Source organism: Duncaniella dubosii (assembly GCF_004803915.1).
GTDB lineage: Bacteria > Bacteroidota > Bacteroidia > Bacteroidales > Muribaculaceae > Duncaniella > Duncaniella dubosii.
Window position 1 is genome coordinate 263340 of the sequence record NZ_CP039396.1, and the last position, 20115, is coordinate 283454.

The following is a 20115-nucleotide window of genomic DNA, read 5'->3' on the forward strand; positions in this document are numbered from 1 at the left end:
CCTCTGTGTCGTCATTTCTTCTTGACACTCCAGCCGAACCGTCCGATTTCTTCCCCTTGTCTGAAATAGTGTCCGTGGGAATAATTGATAAGGCCGGCAGCTCCGAGGTCAAACGCACCGGTCTCCGGATCAATCAGAGAATCCTCGGCAAGCACGTTGACCACATCGGCGATGAACATGTCATGGCTGCCGAGACGCATGATTTCCTTTACCCGGCATTCAATACACATCGGGGATTCGGCTATATAGGGAGAGGAAACCTTGACACCCTTGACAGGTGTCAGCCCGGTTTCTTTCCATTTGTCATAGTCCAGTCCCGAACGCACTCCGGCCCAATCCGTAGCACGCGCCATCGGCTCGGTGGTCAGATTGATGGTGAATTCCATCTGCTCCTTTATAAGCGGATAGGAAAAACGTTCAGGCCGAACCGAAATGTAACACATCGGAGGGTTTGTGCATACAGTTCCGACCCATGCCACCGTGAATATGTTGCTGTGATTCTCGTCACCACAGCTTACAAGCACCGCCGGCAGAGGATAGATCATCGTGCCCGGCTTCCACGAAACCTTCATAGTCAGATAATCTTTGCGTCGATGCTGCGGACAGCCTGCGAACAGTAATGGCAGCTTATGGTCACATCCTCGCGGTCAATGACATGGAAGCGGGTGCGCATCGGCTCATTGTTGGTGATACATTTGGGATTACCGCACTTGACGATGCCAACAATCGTGTCGGGAAGCGTCACAGGGAACTTCTCGACTACTTCATAGTCGCGGATTATGTTGACCACAGCCGTCGGAGCGATAAGAGCGATGCGGTTGAGTGTCGATTCCGGGAAAAAGACATCAGCTACCTTGATGATGCCCTTCTTGCCAAGTTTTTTGCTGTCAAGATTGTTTCCGATGGTGACAGCGCCACCGAGATTCTCTATGCCGAGAATCTTTACAGCCTTGAAAAGAGCGGCCGACGGTATATGGTCAATCACAGTGCCGTCACGCAGGGCGGCTACAGCGAGTTCTTGTTTTGAGACAGTCATACTCCGTAAAAGGATTAATTGTTGTGGATTGAATATTTTAAGGAGATAATCGACGTTCAAGCGTCGATGCCGAGCGCACGGCAGATAATCGCCTGACGGGCATAGAGTCCGTTGCGGGCCTGCTCGAAATAATAGGCATGTGGATTGTCGTCGACATCCTGTGCAATCTCGTTGACACGCGGCAGCGGATGGAGTATACGCATGTTCTCGCGTGCGTCACCGAGCATCGAGCTGTTAAGATTATAGAGATCCTTGACACGTTCATACTCCATGATGTCGGCAAAACGTTCGCGCTGGACTCGTGTCATGTAGATGATGTCGCTGCTGTTGATGACTTCGGGTGAAAAATCTGTATGCTCGGTGTAGCGGATACCGTTTTCGTCGCAGAAAGCCTTGTATTCGGCCGGCATTCCGAGTTCCTTGCATGCGACAAAACGGAATGTCGGATTGAAATGACGCATAGCCATGATGAGCGAATGGACAGTACGGCCATATTTCAGATCACCCACAAGCGTTATTGTAAGATTCTCAAGAGTGCCCTGAGTCTTGTAGATAGAGTAGAGATCGAGCATTGTCTGCGAAGGATGCTGATTCGCTCCGTCACCGGCATTGATAATGGGGACATCGGTCACTTCAGAGGCATAGCGTGCGGCGCCTTCGAGATAGTGACGCATGACGATGAGATCCACATAGTTGCTCACCATCTTTATCGTGTCCTTAAGAGTCTCGCCCTTCGACGAGCTGGTGGTGTTGGCATCGGAAAATCCGATGATACGGCCTCCGAGACGGTTGACTGCTGTCTCGAAACTCAGACGTGTGCGGGTGGACGGTTCGAAAAACAGAGTTGCGACCACACGCCCTTCAAGCAGACGGCGGTTGGGATTTTCCTCAAAACGACGGGCCATGTCGAGGAGCGAAAGAATCTCGTCGCGCCCTATGTCGCTTATTGATACAAGACTATTGGTATTCATTGCAGTGAAATGTTGAAATGCTTCATGAGTTCACTGCAAATTTACTCACTTTTCAGCAAAAAACACTCACTTCTGTTAGAAATTATTATTGTCTATTATCATATAGCGGACCTTGGCCGACATCACGGCCTTATTCCTCCTGACTGAGCTGGCTGCGCATCTTACGAAGTATGGAAGTGGCCCGGTAGTTTACGATCAGACCTATCACTGCTCCGATGACAACTCCGGCCAAACAGCCGTAGAGATAATAATCGCCAAAAAGATCTGTGATCGTGAAACACATATAGAGCGCCAACGGAATGCCGAGCGCCATACCGATGGCTCTCAGCTTTATGCGCTCGCTTTCAATCCTGCCGACCGTCATGATGGCATCACGCACACTCATCTCCGAAAAATTCAGATTGCGGATTTTTCGGTAATTCCGCATGTGGCATACACCCATAAATGCAAAAAAGCAGTCGGCAAGGATGGCCAATGTCGGGGCATCATGAAAATAAGGTATCATAATCAGAATACCTGTGATACAAAGCAGCGAGAGGTTGCGGCTTATCAGCCCCAGACGGTCGCGGAGAGTCGAGACGCTTCCCCGCTCCACCCTCGACAGCAGTTCGCGAGTGTCCTCGTGACGGTAGTCAGGTGGAATGTTCATGGAATTCCAGCTATTTTTGATATCGTTTATATCCATAATGTCGGTAGGTGTTTCTTCGATGGTGTTACAATTCTATAAATAATGCGTCAATTGTCGCTGTTGCCGTTGTCTACAAGACGCTGCTTGATACGCCTGAGACGCGTCGCGACATTGTTGCGGGTGAATCCTGTCACCTCGGCTATTTCATCATAGCTCCGCTCGTCAAGCCACATCAGGATTATCGCCTTGTCGATTTTCGACAATTGAGAAATGAGTCTGTACATCTCGCGCAGCTGTTCCGCCCGCCGACCGTCATCGGCCATAAGTTCCGCCGCCATATCAAGCGATGTCATTTCCGACGAATGGCGGTTATGACGGCGATAAAAAGTCACACATGTGTTGAGAGCCGTCCTGTAGAGCCATGTCGACACTGCCGAATCGCCACGGAACGACCCAAGACCTTCCCAGATGTTGGCGAGCACCTCTTGATATAAATCCTGAAAATGATCGCGGTCTGTAGCATACATATAGCATACTTTATACAGGAGCTGACGATTGTCGTTGACAATCGTCATGAATCGTGATTCCCGTTCAGTTAATGCCATATCTTAATATGCGAGTTAGTCTATATGTGTTGACGTTCTTACTCCGTTAGACGCGAATTTATGGAAAAAGTTTCAGCCATGTGAAACTTTTTCCATAAATTCGCGTCTAACAAGATAAAAACAAACTCCAGTCAATTATATCACAGAACACTAATCACAATGGACATACTCCAAGTTGAAAACGTCAGCAAATCCTATTCCTCCCATCTTGCGCTCGACAATGTGTCGGTCAATGTGCCCGAAGGAAAGGTTTACGGTCTGTTAGGTCCGAACGGCGCTGGAAAGACCACGCTGATACGAATCATCAACCATATCACCGCTCCCGACAGCGGACAAGTGCTGTTCAACGGACACCGGCTCACTCAGGCCGATGTCGAACACATCGGCTATCTTCCTGAAGAACGCGGACTCTACAAGAAAATGAAAGTCGGTGAACAGGCCGTCTTTTTCGCACGTCTCAAAGGGCTGTCGAAACAGGAGGCAGTAAGGGAACTCAGGCGGTGGTTCGAAAAATTCGACATTCTATCGTGGTGGGACAAAAAGGTTGAAGAGCTGTCAAAAGGCATGGCCCAGAAGGTGCAGTTTATCATCACGGTGCTCCACAGACCGCAACTGCTGATTTTTGACGAACCCTTCTCAGGCTTCGACCCAATCAACGCCGCACTTCTAAAAGAAGAGATACTCAAACTTAAAGACGAGGGGTCAACCGTGATTTTCTCGACCCACAACATGTCGTCAGTCGAAGAAATATGCGACAACATCACCCTTATCAACAAAAGCCGCAACATCTTAAGCGGAAATGTAGAGGAGATACGCCGTCAGTATTTCGGAAACCGCTATGACCTCACCTTCACAGGCGACCCACGTGTGCTTATGGAGCGGCTGCAGCCGATTGCAAGCGAATTTGCCATCCTCGACCCTGACGCTCAGGGTCGCCCACGCATCAACTTCCACCTCAACGGAGACTCGACGCTCCGCGAAGCCATTTCAATCGCCAACGAAAGCGTCATGCTTGCCGGCATAAACGAAAGCATCGCCTCGATGAATGATATTTTCATCCGTGCCGTCAATGATGACAGCAGAATCAATCCATAACCAATATAAAACAAAACACCCATGTCTAAAATAGGTATAGTAATCGAGCGCGAGTACATGGAGCGCGTCAAGAAAAAAAGCTTCATCATCACGACCATACTGATGCCCATGCTCATGCTTGTGCTAATGGCTCTTCCTGCCATTATCATGAACTACGTCGACTCATCGGCGACAACCGTCTCGGTTATCGACAACAGCAGCATGATTCTCCCGCAGCTCAAAAACACAGAGTCGCTTACCTTCCGCCCTGCAACCGATGCGACAGTTGATTCGGCTCTTACACGCGATGGCATCGACGCAGTTCTCGTTATCCCGGAAAACATCCTGACAGGTAATCGTTCAGGCTTGAAATATTACGCCAACGGTCCGTCATCGGTAGGGACTGAAACCGGCATTGTCGACCAGATCAACAGCATTATCGAGACCGAACGACTCAAGGGCTACAACATAGCCAATCTTGACGACATACTCGAAAGCGTAAAAAGCAATGTCAGCCTCACGACCGTCCGTGCCGACAAAGACAGTGAAGAAAGCAACTCTTCGATGTTCAGCTACGGTGTTGGCATCGGTATGACATTCGTCCTCTACATGTTCCTTCTCATATATGGGCAGATGGTCATGACCTCAATCATAGAGGAAAAAGGCAATCGAGTGCTTGAAGTTGTCGTGTCGTCCGTAAAGCCCGCCCAGCTCATGATGGGCAAGATTGTCGGGGTGGCACTCGTCGCTGTGACACAGATGGTGATATGGGGTATACTGCTCGCTCTCATGTCGGCCTACCTACTCCCCGCCCTCATGCCGGCTGATGCCATGGCTGATGTCGCAGCAGTGCAAAGCGGAAACTTCGACAGCATAAGCGACCAGTCCTCTATAGAAATCATACAGGCTGTCGGAATGCTCGGAAACGTAAGCCATATCCTATCGCTGATCGCACTGATGACCGTCTTCCTCGTCTTCGGCTTCCTGCTCTACTCGTCGATTTTCGCGGCTGTCGGATCGTCGGTCGACAATATTCAGGACGCAAGCCAGCTCACATCGTTCGCTGTTTTCCCGATTATCTTCGGTCTCATTTTTGCAATGGTAGCGGCAACAGACCCTATGGGAAGTGTCGCGTTCTGGATGTCGATGTTCCCCCTCACCTCTCCTATGGTGATGGTCGCACGAATTCCCTTCGGCATTCCGGCATGGGAAATTGCCCTTTCTCTTGTTCTGCTCGCTATCGGATTTATAGCAATGGTATGGCTCGCAGGCAAAATCTATCGTGTCGGCATCTTCATGTATGGCAAAAAGCCATCGATAAAGGAACTGATCCGCTGGGTCAACTACAAATAAATATCCGCCAACTATATAATATCAACAGAAAAGTCTTGCCACGCGATTTACGTGGCAAGACTTTTCTGCTATACATAGATATATTGAATTAAATTCTAGGTCGCCTGAAAGTCATCACTCTGTAATCCACCAATCGAAATCGAACAGTTCACCGTCTCCTCCGCGAAACAGCATGTAGACATCATGAACGCCGCTTACCGAATTGGCAACAGCAGCCTCAACGATCCCGTCGTTATCCACCTGAACAACGGCAAACGGTTTGTTACCGAGTCGGTCGACAGTAAATTCAATCACCGCATCTTTGTCCTTTGAATTTAACACGGCAGCTTTTATCCGGGTCTGTAACCTCTCGCCAAAATCCACAGCACGCACCCGCATCCAGTCACCGTTGTGAATCGAAGTGACATAATGCTCACTTCCAGCCATTCGGTCTGTCTTGAGTCCGTAGCTCTCGGCCATTGTCTCGGCTTCCACCCGTCTGTAGGGGTCGATGTGGCCTATGGGCATCACCACACCATCTTTAGTGAACGGGATAAACGGAATTTTGCCGTCTTCGGCAAACTCGAATTCCTCGACTGCGGTCGAGCGCCGGAATCCGCCTCCGTTGACACCTCTTCCGTTATGGTAAAACATAAAATTGCGTCCTTTAAATTCAATGTTTCCGCCGTGGATCGTGAAGCTACCTTCCGCCTCATCCATAATACGCCCTTCATATTTCCACGGACCATTGATATTATCAGAGGTGGAATAAGCCATATGTTCCGGCACACCACCCGCAGCATAAGCCAAATAGTAGAGGCCGTTACGTTTCGTAACCCACGGGCCTTCCTCGTAACCGGTCTTCATTTTCCTGCGGTTTTCCTGATAGTCCATCTTCATGACCATCGGTCCGAATGCCTCGGGATTATCCAGCCCTTCGACCGGCATCACCTCACTGCCAAGCGAAATCATATCTTCATTTAGCTTCGCATACCACAGCCCGTTATTGCCCCAGAACAGATAGCCTTGACCGTCATCGTCAATAAATACCGACGGATCGATATATCCCCAGTTTCCCGGCACAAGAGGCTTTCCTATGGCATCGCGATAAGGACCTTCCGGTCTGTCGGCGACAGCCACACCTATTCCATGAAGCCCCACGGCAGTGTCCTCCGCACAGATATACCAATACCATTTTCCATTACGCTCAATGGCCTGCGATGCCCATGCGTTGTCTCCCTGCTTGGCCCACTTGAACGTGGCGGTTGAAACAGGCGCTCCGCGATATGTCCAGTTGACCATATTTGTGGTGCTATAGAGCAGCCAATCCTTCATCTTAAAATATTGTGCGTCATCCTCATCATGATCTGTAAACAGATATACCGTATCGCCATGCACATAAGGAGCCGGATCGGGAGTGAACATGGTGTGGATTACTGGATTTTGCGCGGCAAGAACGACCGGCAGCAGAGCCAACGCAGCAAGCGGAATTACAGACAGAGTTTTCATTAATTTTTCCTTTTTCAGTCAAAATGTTTGTTTTAACCATTGTTAAACAAATGATTGCTTTTATCGGTCACAAATTTAACAATCATTCTTAAATATCCACGTTTCAATATGCCTCAATCCATTCTGTTTTCTAAAGGCCGGCGTATGACCATGTCGCAAAACCATACGTGATTGAATCATCCCTCTTGTGGTTTTGCCGGAAAATCGCTATTTTTGCGCTATTTATATTATATACGCGCGTGAATGATTAAACTTTTAATCTTCTCATGTGTCTAAACTATAAGATAGCAGTCAATAGAATCTCTCACTTCTAAGCATATCTATCAAAATGAACTTTAAACGACTTACACTTTTTGTGGCAACCGCATTTGCAGCCGTCGGATTTATGTCAGCCCAGTCATATTTTGACGATGACATCTACTACAATGCGTCAAAAGCCACCAAGCCTGCCAAAACGCAGACAAAGAATTCATCATCCAACTGTAAAGCCGTGGTTGTTTATGACTATCCGTCGGCCGACACCTATACTGTCAACGGGACTCGCTCCATAAGCGTCGACGAATACAACCGCCGTGGCATCTTCGCGACAGATTCACTGAGCGCTGACACAACGGCTACCGATTTCGCATATACACGCCGAATCGAGCAATTCTATAACCCGGACATCGTAAATGCTTCCGGCGACAAGGAACTTGCCAACATCTATTATATGGAACCCGACGAGGTCAACATATATGTCAATACGCCGTCAGGTTATTGGGGCTATGATTATTTCTATCCCTACAGCGCATGGAACACACCCTATTGGGCGAGCAACTACTGGCGCTGGAACTCCAGCTGGTACTGGGGTTCATGGTATGACCCCTACTGGTCATGGAACTGGGGATGGGGACCCGGATGGGGACCGTCTTGGGCATGGGGCCCTGCATGGGGTCCGTCATGGGGATGGGGGCCTGCATGGGGTCCGTCATGGGGATGGGGGCCCTCGTGGGGTGGTGGACGACCATACAATCCACGCCACCCGGGAGCGTTCGGCCATTTGCCCAATGGATCCGGAACTCCGGCAACAAGCGTACGGCCTGGAATCTCCAACCGCCATCATGGCGTTTCCAACCGTGATTTCATTGTCAACAGACCATCAACAAACAGTCGTCCCGGTGTTTCAACCAGACCCGGCATAAGCACCCGACCCGGAATAAACTCCAACACGACGACTAATAACCGTCGACCGACAACGACTACCCGTCCATCCAACAATAACAACTATACACGACCGAATTATAATAATAACAACTCTAACTACAATCGTCCATCAACAACAAACGGCGGACGATACAACGGCGGTAGCTATACCGGCGGTGGAAACCGTGGAGGTTTTGGAGGCGGTTCACGCACGTCGGGCGGAGGCCGTGGCCGTCACTAATCGATAATCCATCTCATAGAGCACCGTACATCATATAATATGTTCGGAATGTACGGTGCTTATAATCTTTTTGTCTATTAAAAAACTCACAAACTTCAGCTTATGAACAAGAATGTATTGGCAGGGATGCTTGTAGCTCTCCCGGGAGCTATCATGGCGCAGACAGCTATTGATGCCTACTCAATATCCCAAAATGACCTAAGAGGATCTGCCCGCTTCATGTCGATGGGCGGCGCGTTCACAGCTCTTGGAGGCGACATATCCACCCTCAACCAGAACCCCGGCGGTATCGGAGTCTATCGCAGCAGCGACCTTTCAGCGACTCTCGATATAACCATGCAGTCGTCGAAATTTCGTGCCGGAGGGTTTTCGAATACCGAAAACCATACTAATGTCGGATGTAATAGTTTCGGCTACGTCGGTGCTGTCAACCTCGGTTCAAACTCCGCCATGCCATTCTTCAACTGGGGTGCAAGCTATTCGCGTCTTGCGTCATTTGACCGCCGCTATAGTGGCAGTATGGGCGCGATAGCTACATCTCTCACTAACCTTGTGGCGGATTTCACCAATGCCGACAGCTGGCATCAGAACGAGCTCTACAGCAACGACTACAATGTCTTCAACCCCTATCTTGACGGTGGAGCTCCTTGGACAAGTATCCTCATGTACAGCGCCTACGGTATCAACCCGGTTTCTCCCGATGCCAACTCCTATATCGGCCTTTATGACTATAACCGCTCGGTAGGGTCAGCAGCCGTCAGCGTAGAGGAAAAAGGTCATGTGGATGAATACTCCATCAACTTCGGCGGAAACGTTTCAGACGTAGTGTACTGGGGCATCGGTTTTGGAATCACAGACATTGATTACCGTTCACGCACATTCTACAGCGAGAGCATCGATAACGCGAATGTACCTGCTCCGAACGGTTCAACAGACTCCTACACATCGGGAACAGCCGACTATACTCTCGGAAACTACAAACACATCTGGGGTAGCGGATTCAACTTCAAGGCGGGTCTTATTTTCAAGCCTATCAATGAATTCCGTCTCGGTATCGCAGTGCATACTCCGACCTACTATAACCTCTCTTATGAAGGCAGCGGTTCTATGACCTACGCATATCAGTCGGGCGCCTATGGTCAGGGCCAAACTCTCAAAGGCACTGAGGTTACTGACGAAGGATATCTTGACGAATTTGACTGGAAAAGCCGCACACCCTGGCGTCTGATGGTCGGAGCAGCCGGAGTCATCGGCGGTCGCGCAATCATAAGCGCCGACTATGAATATCGTGCCTCCAACGACATTAAAGTGCAGGACTTCAACGGCAATGACTACGCAGACATTAATTCTGATGTAAAGACCTACTACAAAGCTCAAAACATAATGCGCCTCGGTCTCGAATACCGTCTGACACCTCAGTTCAGCCTTCGTGCCGGCTATGTCTACGAAACATCGCCTGTCACCACCGAAGCAATGGATGGATACAGCATCACTCCAAACGGACCTGCCGCCACCTATATATATACAAGTGGTCCGCATGATACCGAAACCCTGCCATCCTACACTTTCGACAAAACGACACAGTATATCACCTGTGGTCTCGGCTATCGCTACAAGAATTTCTATGCTGACGCTGCCTATGTGCATCGTTCACGCAAAAGCAAATTCAGCGCATTCACAGATTATAACGAAAATGCCACCGGCGACCTCATCATTGCTCCGACAGGAACTGTCAGCGACAATAACAACTCAATCGTACTGACCGTGGGATTCCGTTTCTAACCCACAGTAAACCTCATCATGAAGATGCGTCTAAGGACGCAGACTTATCAACTCAAATCCCATCTCACAAATGGCAAAAAAGGCTTCGAGAAATCCGAAACGTAAAGCAGCTGACGAAAACATTGACCTTAACAACCCGGAATTCATCAAAGCCTGGGAACTTATCCAACATACCAGACAGTCGATTTTCCTGACCGGCAAAGCCGGGACGGGAAAATCGACTTTTCTGCGCTACATAACTTCCCACACCCATAAGAAGCATGTGGTTCTCGCTCCTACGGGAATAGCGGCAGTCAATGTCGGCGGAGTCACGCTGCACTCTTTTTTCCGTATTCCGTTCAAGCCAATCGTCCCCGATGACCCTGACTTCCTTCCTGACCGCATCAAGCAGCGAATGAAATACCCCGGAAGTCTCGTCAAACTTATCCGCGAAGTAGAGCTTATAATAATCGACGAAATATCAATGGTGCGCGCGGATATAATAGACTTCGTTGATCTTCTCCTGCGCACCTATTCCGGCAACCAGCGAGAACCGTTCGGCGGAAAACAGCTACTCTTCGTAGGCGACATTTTCCAGCTTGAACCGGTTCTTTCAGGCGACATGCGCGACATCCTGCGAAAATTCTATCGCGACCCGTTCTTCTTCTCAGCCCGCGTGTTTGAGCGGATGCGTCTTGTCCCGATTGAACTACGCAAAATCTACCGTCAGAGCGAGGGTGATTTCGTAGAGCTTCTTGATCGGATTCGCACTGGTTCGGTAACCCGTGAAGATCTCATACATCTTAACACACGATACCTCACCATCCCATCGCTGCTTGACCAAGCCGAGACCAAGCCGACAATGACCCTTGCATCGCGTCGCGATATGGTCGACCACATCAATGAAACCCGGCTTGAAGCCATCGAACGCCCCCTTGTGGTATTCACGGGCACAATACGAGGCGATTTCCCTGAAAACTCCCTGCCAACCGACCTTGAACTCTCGCTAAAAGAAGGAGCACAGGTGGTGTTCATAAAAAATTCGCCCGACAGACTGTGGGTCAACGGCACAATCGGGACGGTGGAGACACTCACGAAAGATCTGATAGAAGTCAGGCTTGAAAACGGTTCTATACACGCAGTCGAACCTGAAAAATGGTCCAACATAAGATATATCTACGACTCCCAGACTCGTAAAATCTACGAAGAAGAGCTCGGAAGCTTTACACAATATCCCATAAAACTTGCATGGGCGCTCACAATCCATAAAAGTCAGGGACTTACGTTCAATAATGTCATAATCGACATAGGCCGTGGAGCATTCACCGGCGGACAAACATACGTAGCGTTGTCCCGCTGCCGCAGTTTTGAGGGAATGACTCTGCGCTCGACGGTTGCAGACCGCGATATCTTTGTCAATCCGGCCATAATAAATTTCAGCCGCTCATTCAACGACCCGATAATCATCGACGAGGCCATGCGTAAGGCGCATGCCGACGAATGTTATCTCAACGCCATAGCCAACGCCGACAAAGGTGATCTTGCCCGAGCATTCGAACTGTTTGTCGAAGGAAACAAGTCATGGCCAATACTTGAGAACGCGAGCGCAATGCGCCTTGCCCGAAGGAAACTTGGTGTTGTCGATTCACTCAGACAGCGCGTAGCCGAACTTGAGGCTCGAATCGAGTCTGATACACGCCGTTTCACAGATATGGCACACGAATATACATTGCTTGGCGATGATTGCCGTCTTGACGATATGCCACTACCTGCAATCGCCAATTACGACAAAGCATTGACCCTGCTTCCTGACCATGTGCCAGCCCTATACGGACGCGCGCTTGCCTACATGGCTCTCGAAGACTACACGGCGGCCATAAGCGATTTCGACAAAGTGATCACACTCCAACCTGACCATTTCGACTCACTTGTACGCATGGGACTGGCATATCATAATCTCTCGGACCAACACAACGCGATGGACCGCTGTCTCATCGCCCTTGACCTCAGCGAGACCCACGACTATCCGCGACCTCTGCTATCGACACTTCACTCACTCCTCGCCGACATCTACGATTCGATCGGCGACGCATCCTCTGCCCAACACCACCGCCAGATAGCCAAACGGCTTAAACGATAGCTGCCGTTATAACCGATACAATTATATATGTATAAATATCGAACGGTCCGCAGGTGAAATCACCTGCGGACCGTTCGATATTACTATCTATACAGTTAGCGATAATGCTATGATACCGTCTTTATTTACTGAAAAAGATTGAAAATAATTTCTTTACTAGAAATGTTAATTCTAATTTCTTTGTAAGAGATAATAATGCAGTGCAAAGATACGGAAAATCCCTATAAATCTGATAGTTTTCTGTAAAAATTTAATCATGGCATCGTGGTATATATGTTAAATCGTGAGTATCTTTATTTTAATTGTGATTGTAATATAATGATTGATAGGCTGTTGTGTATTGTGCAAATCTCTTACAAAGAGATGATACCTATGAAAACAAGTTGCTTGCATAGTCTTTCAATGCCGAATACTACTGACATGCCACATCTTAAACCGCTATCAGTCAACACAAAAGCTACACTGACGGCGGGAAGGAAAGAAGTAGCAGACGGAATCGAAAATATTCGCGCAACGCAAATCTGCATCCCCTCTGAGACTCAACCGGTTTCAGCGTTATCCTTTACGGATTATGTCAAATCTGCGGCAGGATCCATATTGAAAGACGACTACATTGCCGAGCGGACGGTAATCTCATTCAACTCCATCCGAAAGGTCACATCGGAAGTCTCGTTTGATGCAGACGAACGCAATATCCGAAACTGGCTTGCCATAATGCTCCGAAAAGGGACTTCGCCTGTGACGCTCCGGCGATACCTTGGCAAGCTCCACAAGCTGTACTCAGACTTCAGAGGCGTGACTATACAAGGAGAGGCACTATTCTCCTCTCTCCGGGAGACAATCTCAGACCAATCGCTCTATGGCAGCCGTCAGGACTGTGAGACATTGAACAAGATAAAAGATCTGCCTTCGAGATTGCAGTCTATGCCAACGGCTCAGGCTTCCATCGCAAAAGCAATGATGTATATATTCTATCTCGGAGGTGCGCCCTATTCTGTGATAAGCGATTTGCGTTTCAACGACGATATTCCTGAAATAGACCAGCTTAGAGAGATTGTCGAATCAATGCCGAGGGAACGGCGGACCTACGTTTTCCCGTTCAAGCACGGCTCAGTCCGCCAGCGACAACTTCACCGTGAAATGACCGCCGGATTCACGACACTGCTTTCTGACCTTGCCATCCGTCCGGGTGACGCATTCTCGGCGGAAACAATCTGCGTATGGTGGATTGACGCAGCAATTGAATGCGGATTGAATCCCGAAGAAATCGCCGGTGTCGTCAGGCATATACCCACGACTCATGCGTGGTTGAGAGCGGTCAATCCCCTGCCGTTGTCAGAAGACGAAAAGACAGCGAGGCTAAGAATTGTTGCAGACATGATTGCCGATACAACGCCAAGATGGTATGCAATGTTCATGCGCGACAATAACACCCCGATGATATCCGCGACACCATCGGCAATGCCGGTTCTACACTCATGAAAGAAATACAGTTCTTCTATCCCACACGGAAGATACTGAAACAAAAAAATGAGAAGAAAGTATGGGAACAAGTGCCATTCATCCCCCATATCCTTTTTTTCAAATCACGTCCTGATAAGGTGAAACCTCTTTTCAATCTTATCGGAGACCTTGCATGGTGTTTCAGGACCGTCAATCGTCCGCAAGCGCCATACGCGGTCATATCAGGGAAGGAGATGGACTGTTTCCAGAAAGTGATCGGAGTCCTTGACGAATCTATAAAGATGGAATTCGTGCAAAACCCTGATTTGATCCCCGACCGTAAAGTCCGCATAACCGGCGGCGAGTTCAACGGCTATGAGGGTACGATATACAGACAGAAAGGCACGGTCGAAGACTCCGACATGAGATACTTCATCCTGCGCATAAACGACAGCAACAACATCGTCTGGCAGGTGAAAATCGAGGAAATTTTCATCGAACCTCTCGACACCGACAATTAAACATGGAAATGAGACCGGGAAACAACTTCCAGCCGACAGCACCGCGCGACAACCGCAGTACTGCCACGATTACGCCCGTCATGCCGGCCGAAGAACTTGCCTCGAAGATGGAGTCGTTCATCACTCGGGCACAGGAGCTTGGCATGCTCACAGACATCGGACATATTCCATCGCAGTCCGAACGGATGCTGACCACAGAGCTGCGAGAGTTCCTGCCATACGTAGAAAATGTGCTCGACAATGGCTCCGCGAAACACATTGTCCTACTCTACTCTCTCTATGATTTCGCATATCGACTTGGCTACAAGCGGTCTCCATCCAAGCAACTCCTTCCCCGGCTCTTTACCCGCGCCATCACCCTTTGGCTCAAAGGCGATAAGAGCGTCGGCGAGGAAGATCTGATTGCAATGCTCCGTAACATCGACCCTCGGTTTGTGGATTTCAAATACATTGACTGGAGCATCAGCGTTCAGGATAAGTGGATCCGAGAACTAGAAGCTAACAACGGCTGCTTCCCTGAATCCACTCCCCCCACCCTCGCCCGCAAACGCCTCCAAATCCTCCTCCACGCCAACCTCTGGACCTACTTTGGAGATAAGGAAAAGGAGGTGAAGGAGAAGTGGATGGAGGTGAATCTAAAAGTTATATGATATTTATCCTTTAAAATCTTATTATAAATTACCAGCAAATGCATAAAATAAAGTTAGTAACTACGATATGGGCTTAAAAAAAAACATTGTTTATAGTGCTGTCCTACAAGGTGCAAATTATATATTTCAATTTATAACTTTTCCTTATGCCTCACGAGTTTTAGGTCCAGATGGCATTGGCCTCTACAATTATGCAACAAGCATTGTCCAATATTTTATGTTATTTGCGGCAATGGGTATCTTAAATTTAGGAACACGAGAAATAGCAAAATGTACATCTCAACAACAATTAAATCTAACTTTTTCCAAGCTATTAGTCACAAATATTCTCATCTCTCTGGGAGTATTAGTTATCTATATCCCTTTGATTTTTTTGATACCACAATTTTATGAAATAAAAGCTTACCTATTCATTGGTATATTCCAAATCATATTTAATGCCATAACCATTGAGTGGTTATTTCGAGGCATTCAAAATTTTAAATTTATAACTCTCCGCGCCGTAATAATTCGTATAATATATGTTATTCTCGTTTTTGTTCTTGTAAATAATCATAATGATGTAATGACATATTATTTACTCTCTGTTTTAACTCTGGTCGCAAATGGCATTATAAATTGGAAATATGCAAAACGTGCGACACAATTTATAAAAGTAAATATAATAGATTCTTTAAATCAATACCTAAAACCAATGTTCCTTTTAGGTTCTCAAGCGCTAATATCATTCTTTTATGTTGGATTCAATACTGTTTACTTAGGTTTCATCTGTAACGAAGCCCAAGTCGGTTATTTTTCCACAGCGACTAAAATTATCATAATAATTTTAGCCTTATATACCGCTTACTCCACTGCCATGATGCCTAAATTAAGTTCTTTGGTTGCATCTGGAAATAAAGAACAAGAGTCATATCTTATTTACTCCTCCATTGAATTATTGTGTTGTTTCTCCTTTCCTCTTATAATTATTTTGTTGTTTTATTCAGATATAATTATATACTTAATCGCAGGTTCCCAATATAATGAATCAATTTCAATATTAACAATAGGAGCTCCTCTAATCTTAATATTAGGCTTAAACCAGATTCTTTTTGTCCAAGTATTACTCCCAAGAGGACACGACAAAGCCATAGCAAAAATTTGCCTTTATGGAGCATCTGTTGGCATTCTTCTAAATATTATATTAGTTGGTTATCTTAACTTACAATCATTAGGTTCTATTATTACTTGGTTTACTGCTGAAAGTATTGTCATAGCAGTTGCAATACTTTACTTACGCAAAATAATCAATCCCATTTATTTCATAAAAAAATTATTGCACTACGGAAGTATATATTTGCCATTGGGTATTTTAGTCTTATTTGTAAATATCTTTATAACATCTAGATGGTTTAGCCTGGCTTGTGCTATCGTAGCGATTATTATTTATAGCCATATTGCTATGATATACCTAATAAAACAAAATCAGTATTTATCATTAATTCATAAATTTAAACATATATAATGATACATTTACTTCGGATTATTGGAGTAGCTTTTAATTTTATAATTCCGTATTTTTTATTTATCAGAGTTAATTAAGCGTTAGATTTAATTTATTCAGGTTATCTAAAAAATTTATTTAGACAATGTGGGAATCGCGTAATATTTCGTAGGGGAAGTAGAATAATAGGTGATTCTAAGGCAATAATAATCGGCCAAAATGTAAGTTTTGGTAAAAATACCATTTTAGAAGCACATATCTCATATCAATCTCAAACATTCAATCCTATAATTAGTATTGGTGATTCTTGTATATTTGGAGACTACACTCATATAACGTGTATTAGTTCAATTAAAATAGGGAAAAATATATTAACAGGGCGTCGTGTTCTTATTACTGATAATTCTCATGGAGATTATAATTCAATTCACCGTGATACATTCTTTCCTCCTATTTCAAGAGAGCTTTTTTCAAAGGGTTCAGTTACAATTGAAGATGATGTTTGGCTTGGAGATAACGTTATCATACTCCCCGGTACTACTATTGGGAAAGGTTCTGTGATTGGAGCTAATGCAGTAGTAACAAAAGATATTCCACCATATACAATAGCTGGTGGAAATCCTGCTAAGATAATAAAAACTTATTATAAAATTTAAAATATGAAAATAATTCCTCTATATCTCCCACAGTTTCACACAATACCAGAAAATGATGAATGGTGGGGAAAAGGCTTTACTGAATGGGTTAATGTCAAATCCGCACAGCCTCTATTTCCCGGTCATAATCAACCACGTGTACCACTAAACAACAATTATTATGACCTTTCTGAATTAGATACACTAAAATGGCAATGTCAAATAGCTCGTGAACATGGTATTTATGGGTTTGCAATGTATCATTATTGGTTTAACGGTCATAAACTATTGGAAAAGCCAATGGAAATGCTTTTAGCTCATCCAGAGATTGATATTAATTACATGATTTCATGGGCAAATCATGATTGGAATGATGGATGGAAAGCAACTGCAGGAAACGTTAGGACTTTAATTGCTCATGATTTTGATGACGAAGATGATTGGGTTAATCATTTCAACTATATGTTACCCTTTTTCAATGATTCACGTTATATAAAAGAAGATGGGATGCCATTATTAATAATATACGTTCCACAGCTCATAGGCAAGCTGACTAAAATGCTGGATACATGGACTAAAATGGCAAAAGAGGCTGGGTTTCCAGGTATAAAGTATATTTATCAGAGCGTAACGGCATGCATTGATAAAAGTTGGGATAGAAGTCGTTTCACATATGGAATTCAATTTCATCCTGGATATGTACAATATATGACTGGAAAATCATGGAAACGATGGTGGTTTAAATCTGTAGTAAAATATTCCCGTAGAGTCAAAGGTATGTTTGGAATAAAACGAGGATTATCTATCCATCATCCTAAAACCGTAAAAACAGTCGATTACGATTCCGATTGGAAAAAGATATTGGCATTAAAACCAGATAATTCAACGATGCTTCCGTCAGCAATAGTCGATTGGGATAATACACCTCGAAAAAAATCATCAGGATGGTGTTATACCGGTCAAACGCCTAAAAAGTTCAAAAAATATCTTAAAGAACTGGTAATTAAAGCTCGGAAAGAATATAATACTGATAAAATATTTGTATTTGCATGGAATGAATGGGCCGAGGGCGGATACCTCGAACCAGATAAAAAAAACGGTTATAGTAATTTAGAGGCCATCAAGGAAACTCTACAAGAAACTGGTGAATGGAATTTTTAAGTTCTCGCTCAAATAGGATAGTATTTATCTGGATTTTAATAACATTATCAATTTCTCCAGCCTTTGCTACGGATCCGATTGATAATCGAAATTATCTGCTTATTGGATCTATGTTTTTGGGCCCTATTATAGTATTATTTTCAGGTAAATTCTTACCAAAATTTGATATGCCGATTTTCGGCTTAATAATATTAATATTAATATTACAAATTGGATTTCATTGGACCACAGTTAAGTGGACATCTTGTCTTTTTAGTTTCATGTTTATGGTGTACTTCCTTGCAGGAATACGTACATTTATATATGGAAAATTCACACCAGAACAATTAAAAAGTATTCTCAAATATCTTATAATTGCCTATGCAATAGTTCTACTTATACAACAATTCTGCACATTGACAGGCCTTCCGGTTATTAACCAATTATCAGATTATGGAGAAAAAGTTAACAGGTGGAAACTAAATTCGCTATCCCCGGAACCAAGTCATACCGCTCGATATCTAGGGCTACTGATGTATATGTTTTTAATTACAAACGACTGGATAGAAAAACGCAAAATTTCTATAACACAGAGTTATAAAAAAAATAAAATCGAATGGTTAGCTTTTCTATGGGTAATGTTGACTATGATGAGCGGAACTGCGATGATCATATTGGCATTAATCATAACTCGTTATATCCGTCGTAAAAATATAATATCAATAGCTTGTATTATTGGACTAATTATAGTATTAGGTGTTATTTTAGATTTTGTACCACTTCAACGTTCTACGAATTTTCTTCAAGCTACAGTTACTGGAGATACAAAATCAATGATAGCCACTGATCATAGCGCCTCTATACGTATCGTACCTACATTATTATGCTTGTCTCGTATTAATCCATTTAGCCTTAATGGATGGATTGGAGAAGGAATGGGAAGCACATCTATATGGATGTCGCATTATATGCCTGGGGTTCCACAAGGATGGTCTGGGGGAGCTATGGCTAATTATGTTTTAGAAAACGGAATGATTATAGGATTATATTTTCTCATATATTCATTCCAACTCTGTGTAGATAAAAGATATAAATTGGTCACATTTGGCTTTTGGATTATGTGTATAGTCTTAATTGGTGTTAATACACAAATCGGTTGGTTGTGTATGTTAGTTCTCACTATTTCTAAAAAACTAAGAGTAAACAATGCGAACACATGTATTTTATAACTTACCAGAGTCGGCTTGTTACGGCTGTCAGGCTTGTGCCCAAATATGTCCGGTAGGAGCTATAGAAATGCTCAATAACAGAGAAGGTTTCTTGTATCCTAAAATTAACTCTACGAAATGTATAGAGTGTAATCTTTGCGAAAAGACATGTCCAACACAAGAAAATGTAGTGAATCCTCTTTTCCATACATTACCAAAAGATGTACAAGCTGCATGGAATATAAATTTTGAAGATAGACTCACATCAACTTCTGGTGGTATATTTTATGTATTAGGCAGGAAATGGATAGAAAACGGAGGGATAGTCTATGGAGTAGATTTTGATGACCATCTAAATGTTGTTCATACAAGAGTTAATAACATAGCTGGACTTCAGCGTTTAAGAGGTTCAAAATACGTACAAAGTGATATTACCGGAATCTTACAACAAGTAAAAGACGATTTAAAAAATGGGCTAAAGGTTCTGTTTTCAGGAACTCCTTGTCAAGTCGGAGGCTTAAGAACATTTCTAAAAAAGATTATGAGAATTTAGTAT

Annotated in this window: 18 protein-coding genes and 1 pseudogene; 13 read left to right on the plus strand and 6 right to left on the minus strand. The window is 44.9% G+C overall.

Features of this window, described 5'->3' with window-relative positions; all coding sequences use genetic code 11:
- Positions 1–11 precede the first annotated feature (11 nt).
- From E7747_RS01075 to E7747_RS01095, 5 genes are all read right to left on the minus strand, one after another.
- The gene (locus E7747_RS01075) at positions 12–572 is read right to left on the minus strand and encodes a flavin reductase family protein (RefSeq protein ID WP_123613100.1); all 561 of its coding nucleotides are present in this window, start codon (positions 570–572) and stop codon (positions 12–14) included.
- A gap of 2 nt (positions 573–574) precedes the next feature.
- Positions 575–1036, minus strand: a complete 462-nt coding sequence (gene pyrI / locus E7747_RS01080) for an aspartate carbamoyltransferase regulatory subunit (protein WP_136413527.1) — start codon at positions 1034–1036, stop codon at positions 575–577.
- A 56-nt stretch (positions 1037–1092) separates the two neighbouring features.
- Positions 1093–2007 carry an aspartate carbamoyltransferase gene (pyrB, locus tag E7747_RS01085; protein ID WP_136413529.1) on the minus strand — a complete coding sequence of 305 codons (915 nt, stop codon included), beginning with the start codon at positions 2005–2007 and terminating at the stop codon, positions 1093–1095.
- 130 nt (positions 2008–2137) lie between these two features.
- A complete protein-coding gene (locus tag E7747_RS01090; RefSeq protein ID WP_136413531.1) occupies positions 2138–2692 on the minus strand; it encodes a hypothetical protein in 555 nt (184 codons plus the stop codon).
- A gap of 50 nt (positions 2693–2742) precedes the next feature.
- Complete coding sequence (locus E7747_RS01095; RefSeq protein ID WP_123613096.1) at positions 2743–3240, minus strand: RNA polymerase sigma factor; 498 nt, start codon at positions 3238–3240, stop codon at positions 2743–2745.
- A gap of 159 nt (positions 3241–3399) precedes the next feature.
- On the opposite strand from E7747_RS01095, the gene E7747_RS01100 reads away from it, so the two are divergent.
- Both E7747_RS01100 and E7747_RS01105 read left to right on the plus strand, forming a co-directional pair.
- The gene (locus tag E7747_RS01100) at positions 3400–4335 is read left to right on the plus strand and encodes an ABC transporter ATP-binding protein (protein ID WP_136413533.1); all 936 of its coding nucleotides are present in this window, start codon (positions 3400–3402) and stop codon (positions 4333–4335) included.
- A gap of 21 nt (positions 4336–4356) precedes the next feature.
- Positions 4357–5667, plus strand: a complete 1311-nt coding sequence (locus E7747_RS01105; protein ID WP_123613094.1) for an ABC transporter permease — start codon at positions 4357–4359, stop codon at positions 5665–5667.
- Between the two features lie 114 nt (positions 5668–5781).
- Here E7747_RS01105 and E7747_RS01110 read toward each other — a convergent pair whose 3' ends face one another.
- Entirely contained in the window at positions 5782–7155 is a 1374-nt protein-coding gene (locus E7747_RS01110) for a glycoside hydrolase family 43 protein (RefSeq protein WP_136413535.1), read from the minus strand.
- Positions 7156–7483: 328 nt separating this feature from the next.
- Between E7747_RS01110 and E7747_RS01115 the strand changes: the two genes are divergently transcribed.
- The 11 genes and pseudogenes from E7747_RS01115 to E7747_RS01165 all read left to right on the plus strand — a co-directional run bounded on the left by E7747_RS01115 (position 7484) and on the right by E7747_RS01165 (position 20112).
- Entirely contained in the window at positions 7484–8578 is a 1095-nt protein-coding gene (locus E7747_RS01115) for a hypothetical protein (protein ID WP_136413536.1), read from the plus strand.
- A gap of 102 nt (positions 8579–8680) precedes the next feature.
- Entirely contained in the window at positions 8681–10360 is a 1680-nt protein-coding gene (locus tag E7747_RS01120; protein WP_123613091.1) for an OmpP1/FadL family transporter, read from the plus strand.
- 70 nt (positions 10361–10430) lie between these two features.
- A complete protein-coding gene (locus E7747_RS01125; RefSeq protein ID WP_136413538.1) occupies positions 10431–12479 on the plus strand; it encodes an AAA family ATPase in 2049 nt (682 codons plus the stop codon).
- A gap of 420 nt (positions 12480–12899) precedes the next feature.
- Positions 12900–13961, plus strand: a complete 1062-nt coding sequence (locus E7747_RS01130; protein ID WP_136413540.1) for a hypothetical protein — start codon at positions 12900–12902, stop codon at positions 13959–13961.
- A complete protein-coding gene (locus E7747_RS01135) occupies positions 13958–14443 on the plus strand; it encodes a hypothetical protein (RefSeq protein WP_136413542.1) in 486 nt (161 codons plus the stop codon). The genes E7747_RS01130 and E7747_RS01135 overlap by 4 nt, the downstream gene beginning before the upstream one ends.
- Before the next feature lie 2 nt (positions 14444–14445).
- The gene (locus E7747_RS01140; protein WP_136413543.1) at positions 14446–15093 is read left to right on the plus strand and encodes a hypothetical protein; all 648 of its coding nucleotides are present in this window, start codon (positions 14446–14448) and stop codon (positions 15091–15093) included.
- A gap of 67 nt (positions 15094–15160) precedes the next feature.
- Positions 15161–16597, plus strand: coding sequence for an oligosaccharide flippase family protein (locus E7747_RS01145; RefSeq protein ID WP_136413545.1), 1437 nt, complete (start codon positions 15161–15163; stop codon positions 16595–16597).
- Between the two features lie 467 nt (positions 16598–17064).
- Positions 17065–17214 (plus strand): annotated as a pseudogene (locus tag E7747_RS17415) (DapH/DapD/GlmU-related protein); the annotation flags it as partial.
- Positions 17215–17235: 21 nt separating this feature from the next.
- Positions 17236–18372, plus strand: coding sequence for a glycosyltransferase WbsX family protein (locus tag E7747_RS01155; protein WP_136413548.1), 1137 nt, complete (start codon positions 17236–17238; stop codon positions 18370–18372).
- Complete coding sequence (locus E7747_RS01160; RefSeq protein ID WP_136413550.1) at positions 18360–19580, plus strand: hypothetical protein; 1221 nt, start codon at positions 18360–18362, stop codon at positions 19578–19580. Before E7747_RS01155 ends, E7747_RS01160 begins: the two co-directional genes overlap by 13 nt.
- Positions 19558–20112, plus strand: coding sequence for a 4Fe-4S binding protein (locus E7747_RS01165; protein ID WP_136413552.1), 555 nt, complete (start codon positions 19558–19560; stop codon positions 20110–20112). The genes E7747_RS01160 and E7747_RS01165 overlap by 23 nt, the downstream gene beginning before the upstream one ends.
- The last annotated feature ends 3 nt before the right edge of the window (positions 20113–20115 follow it).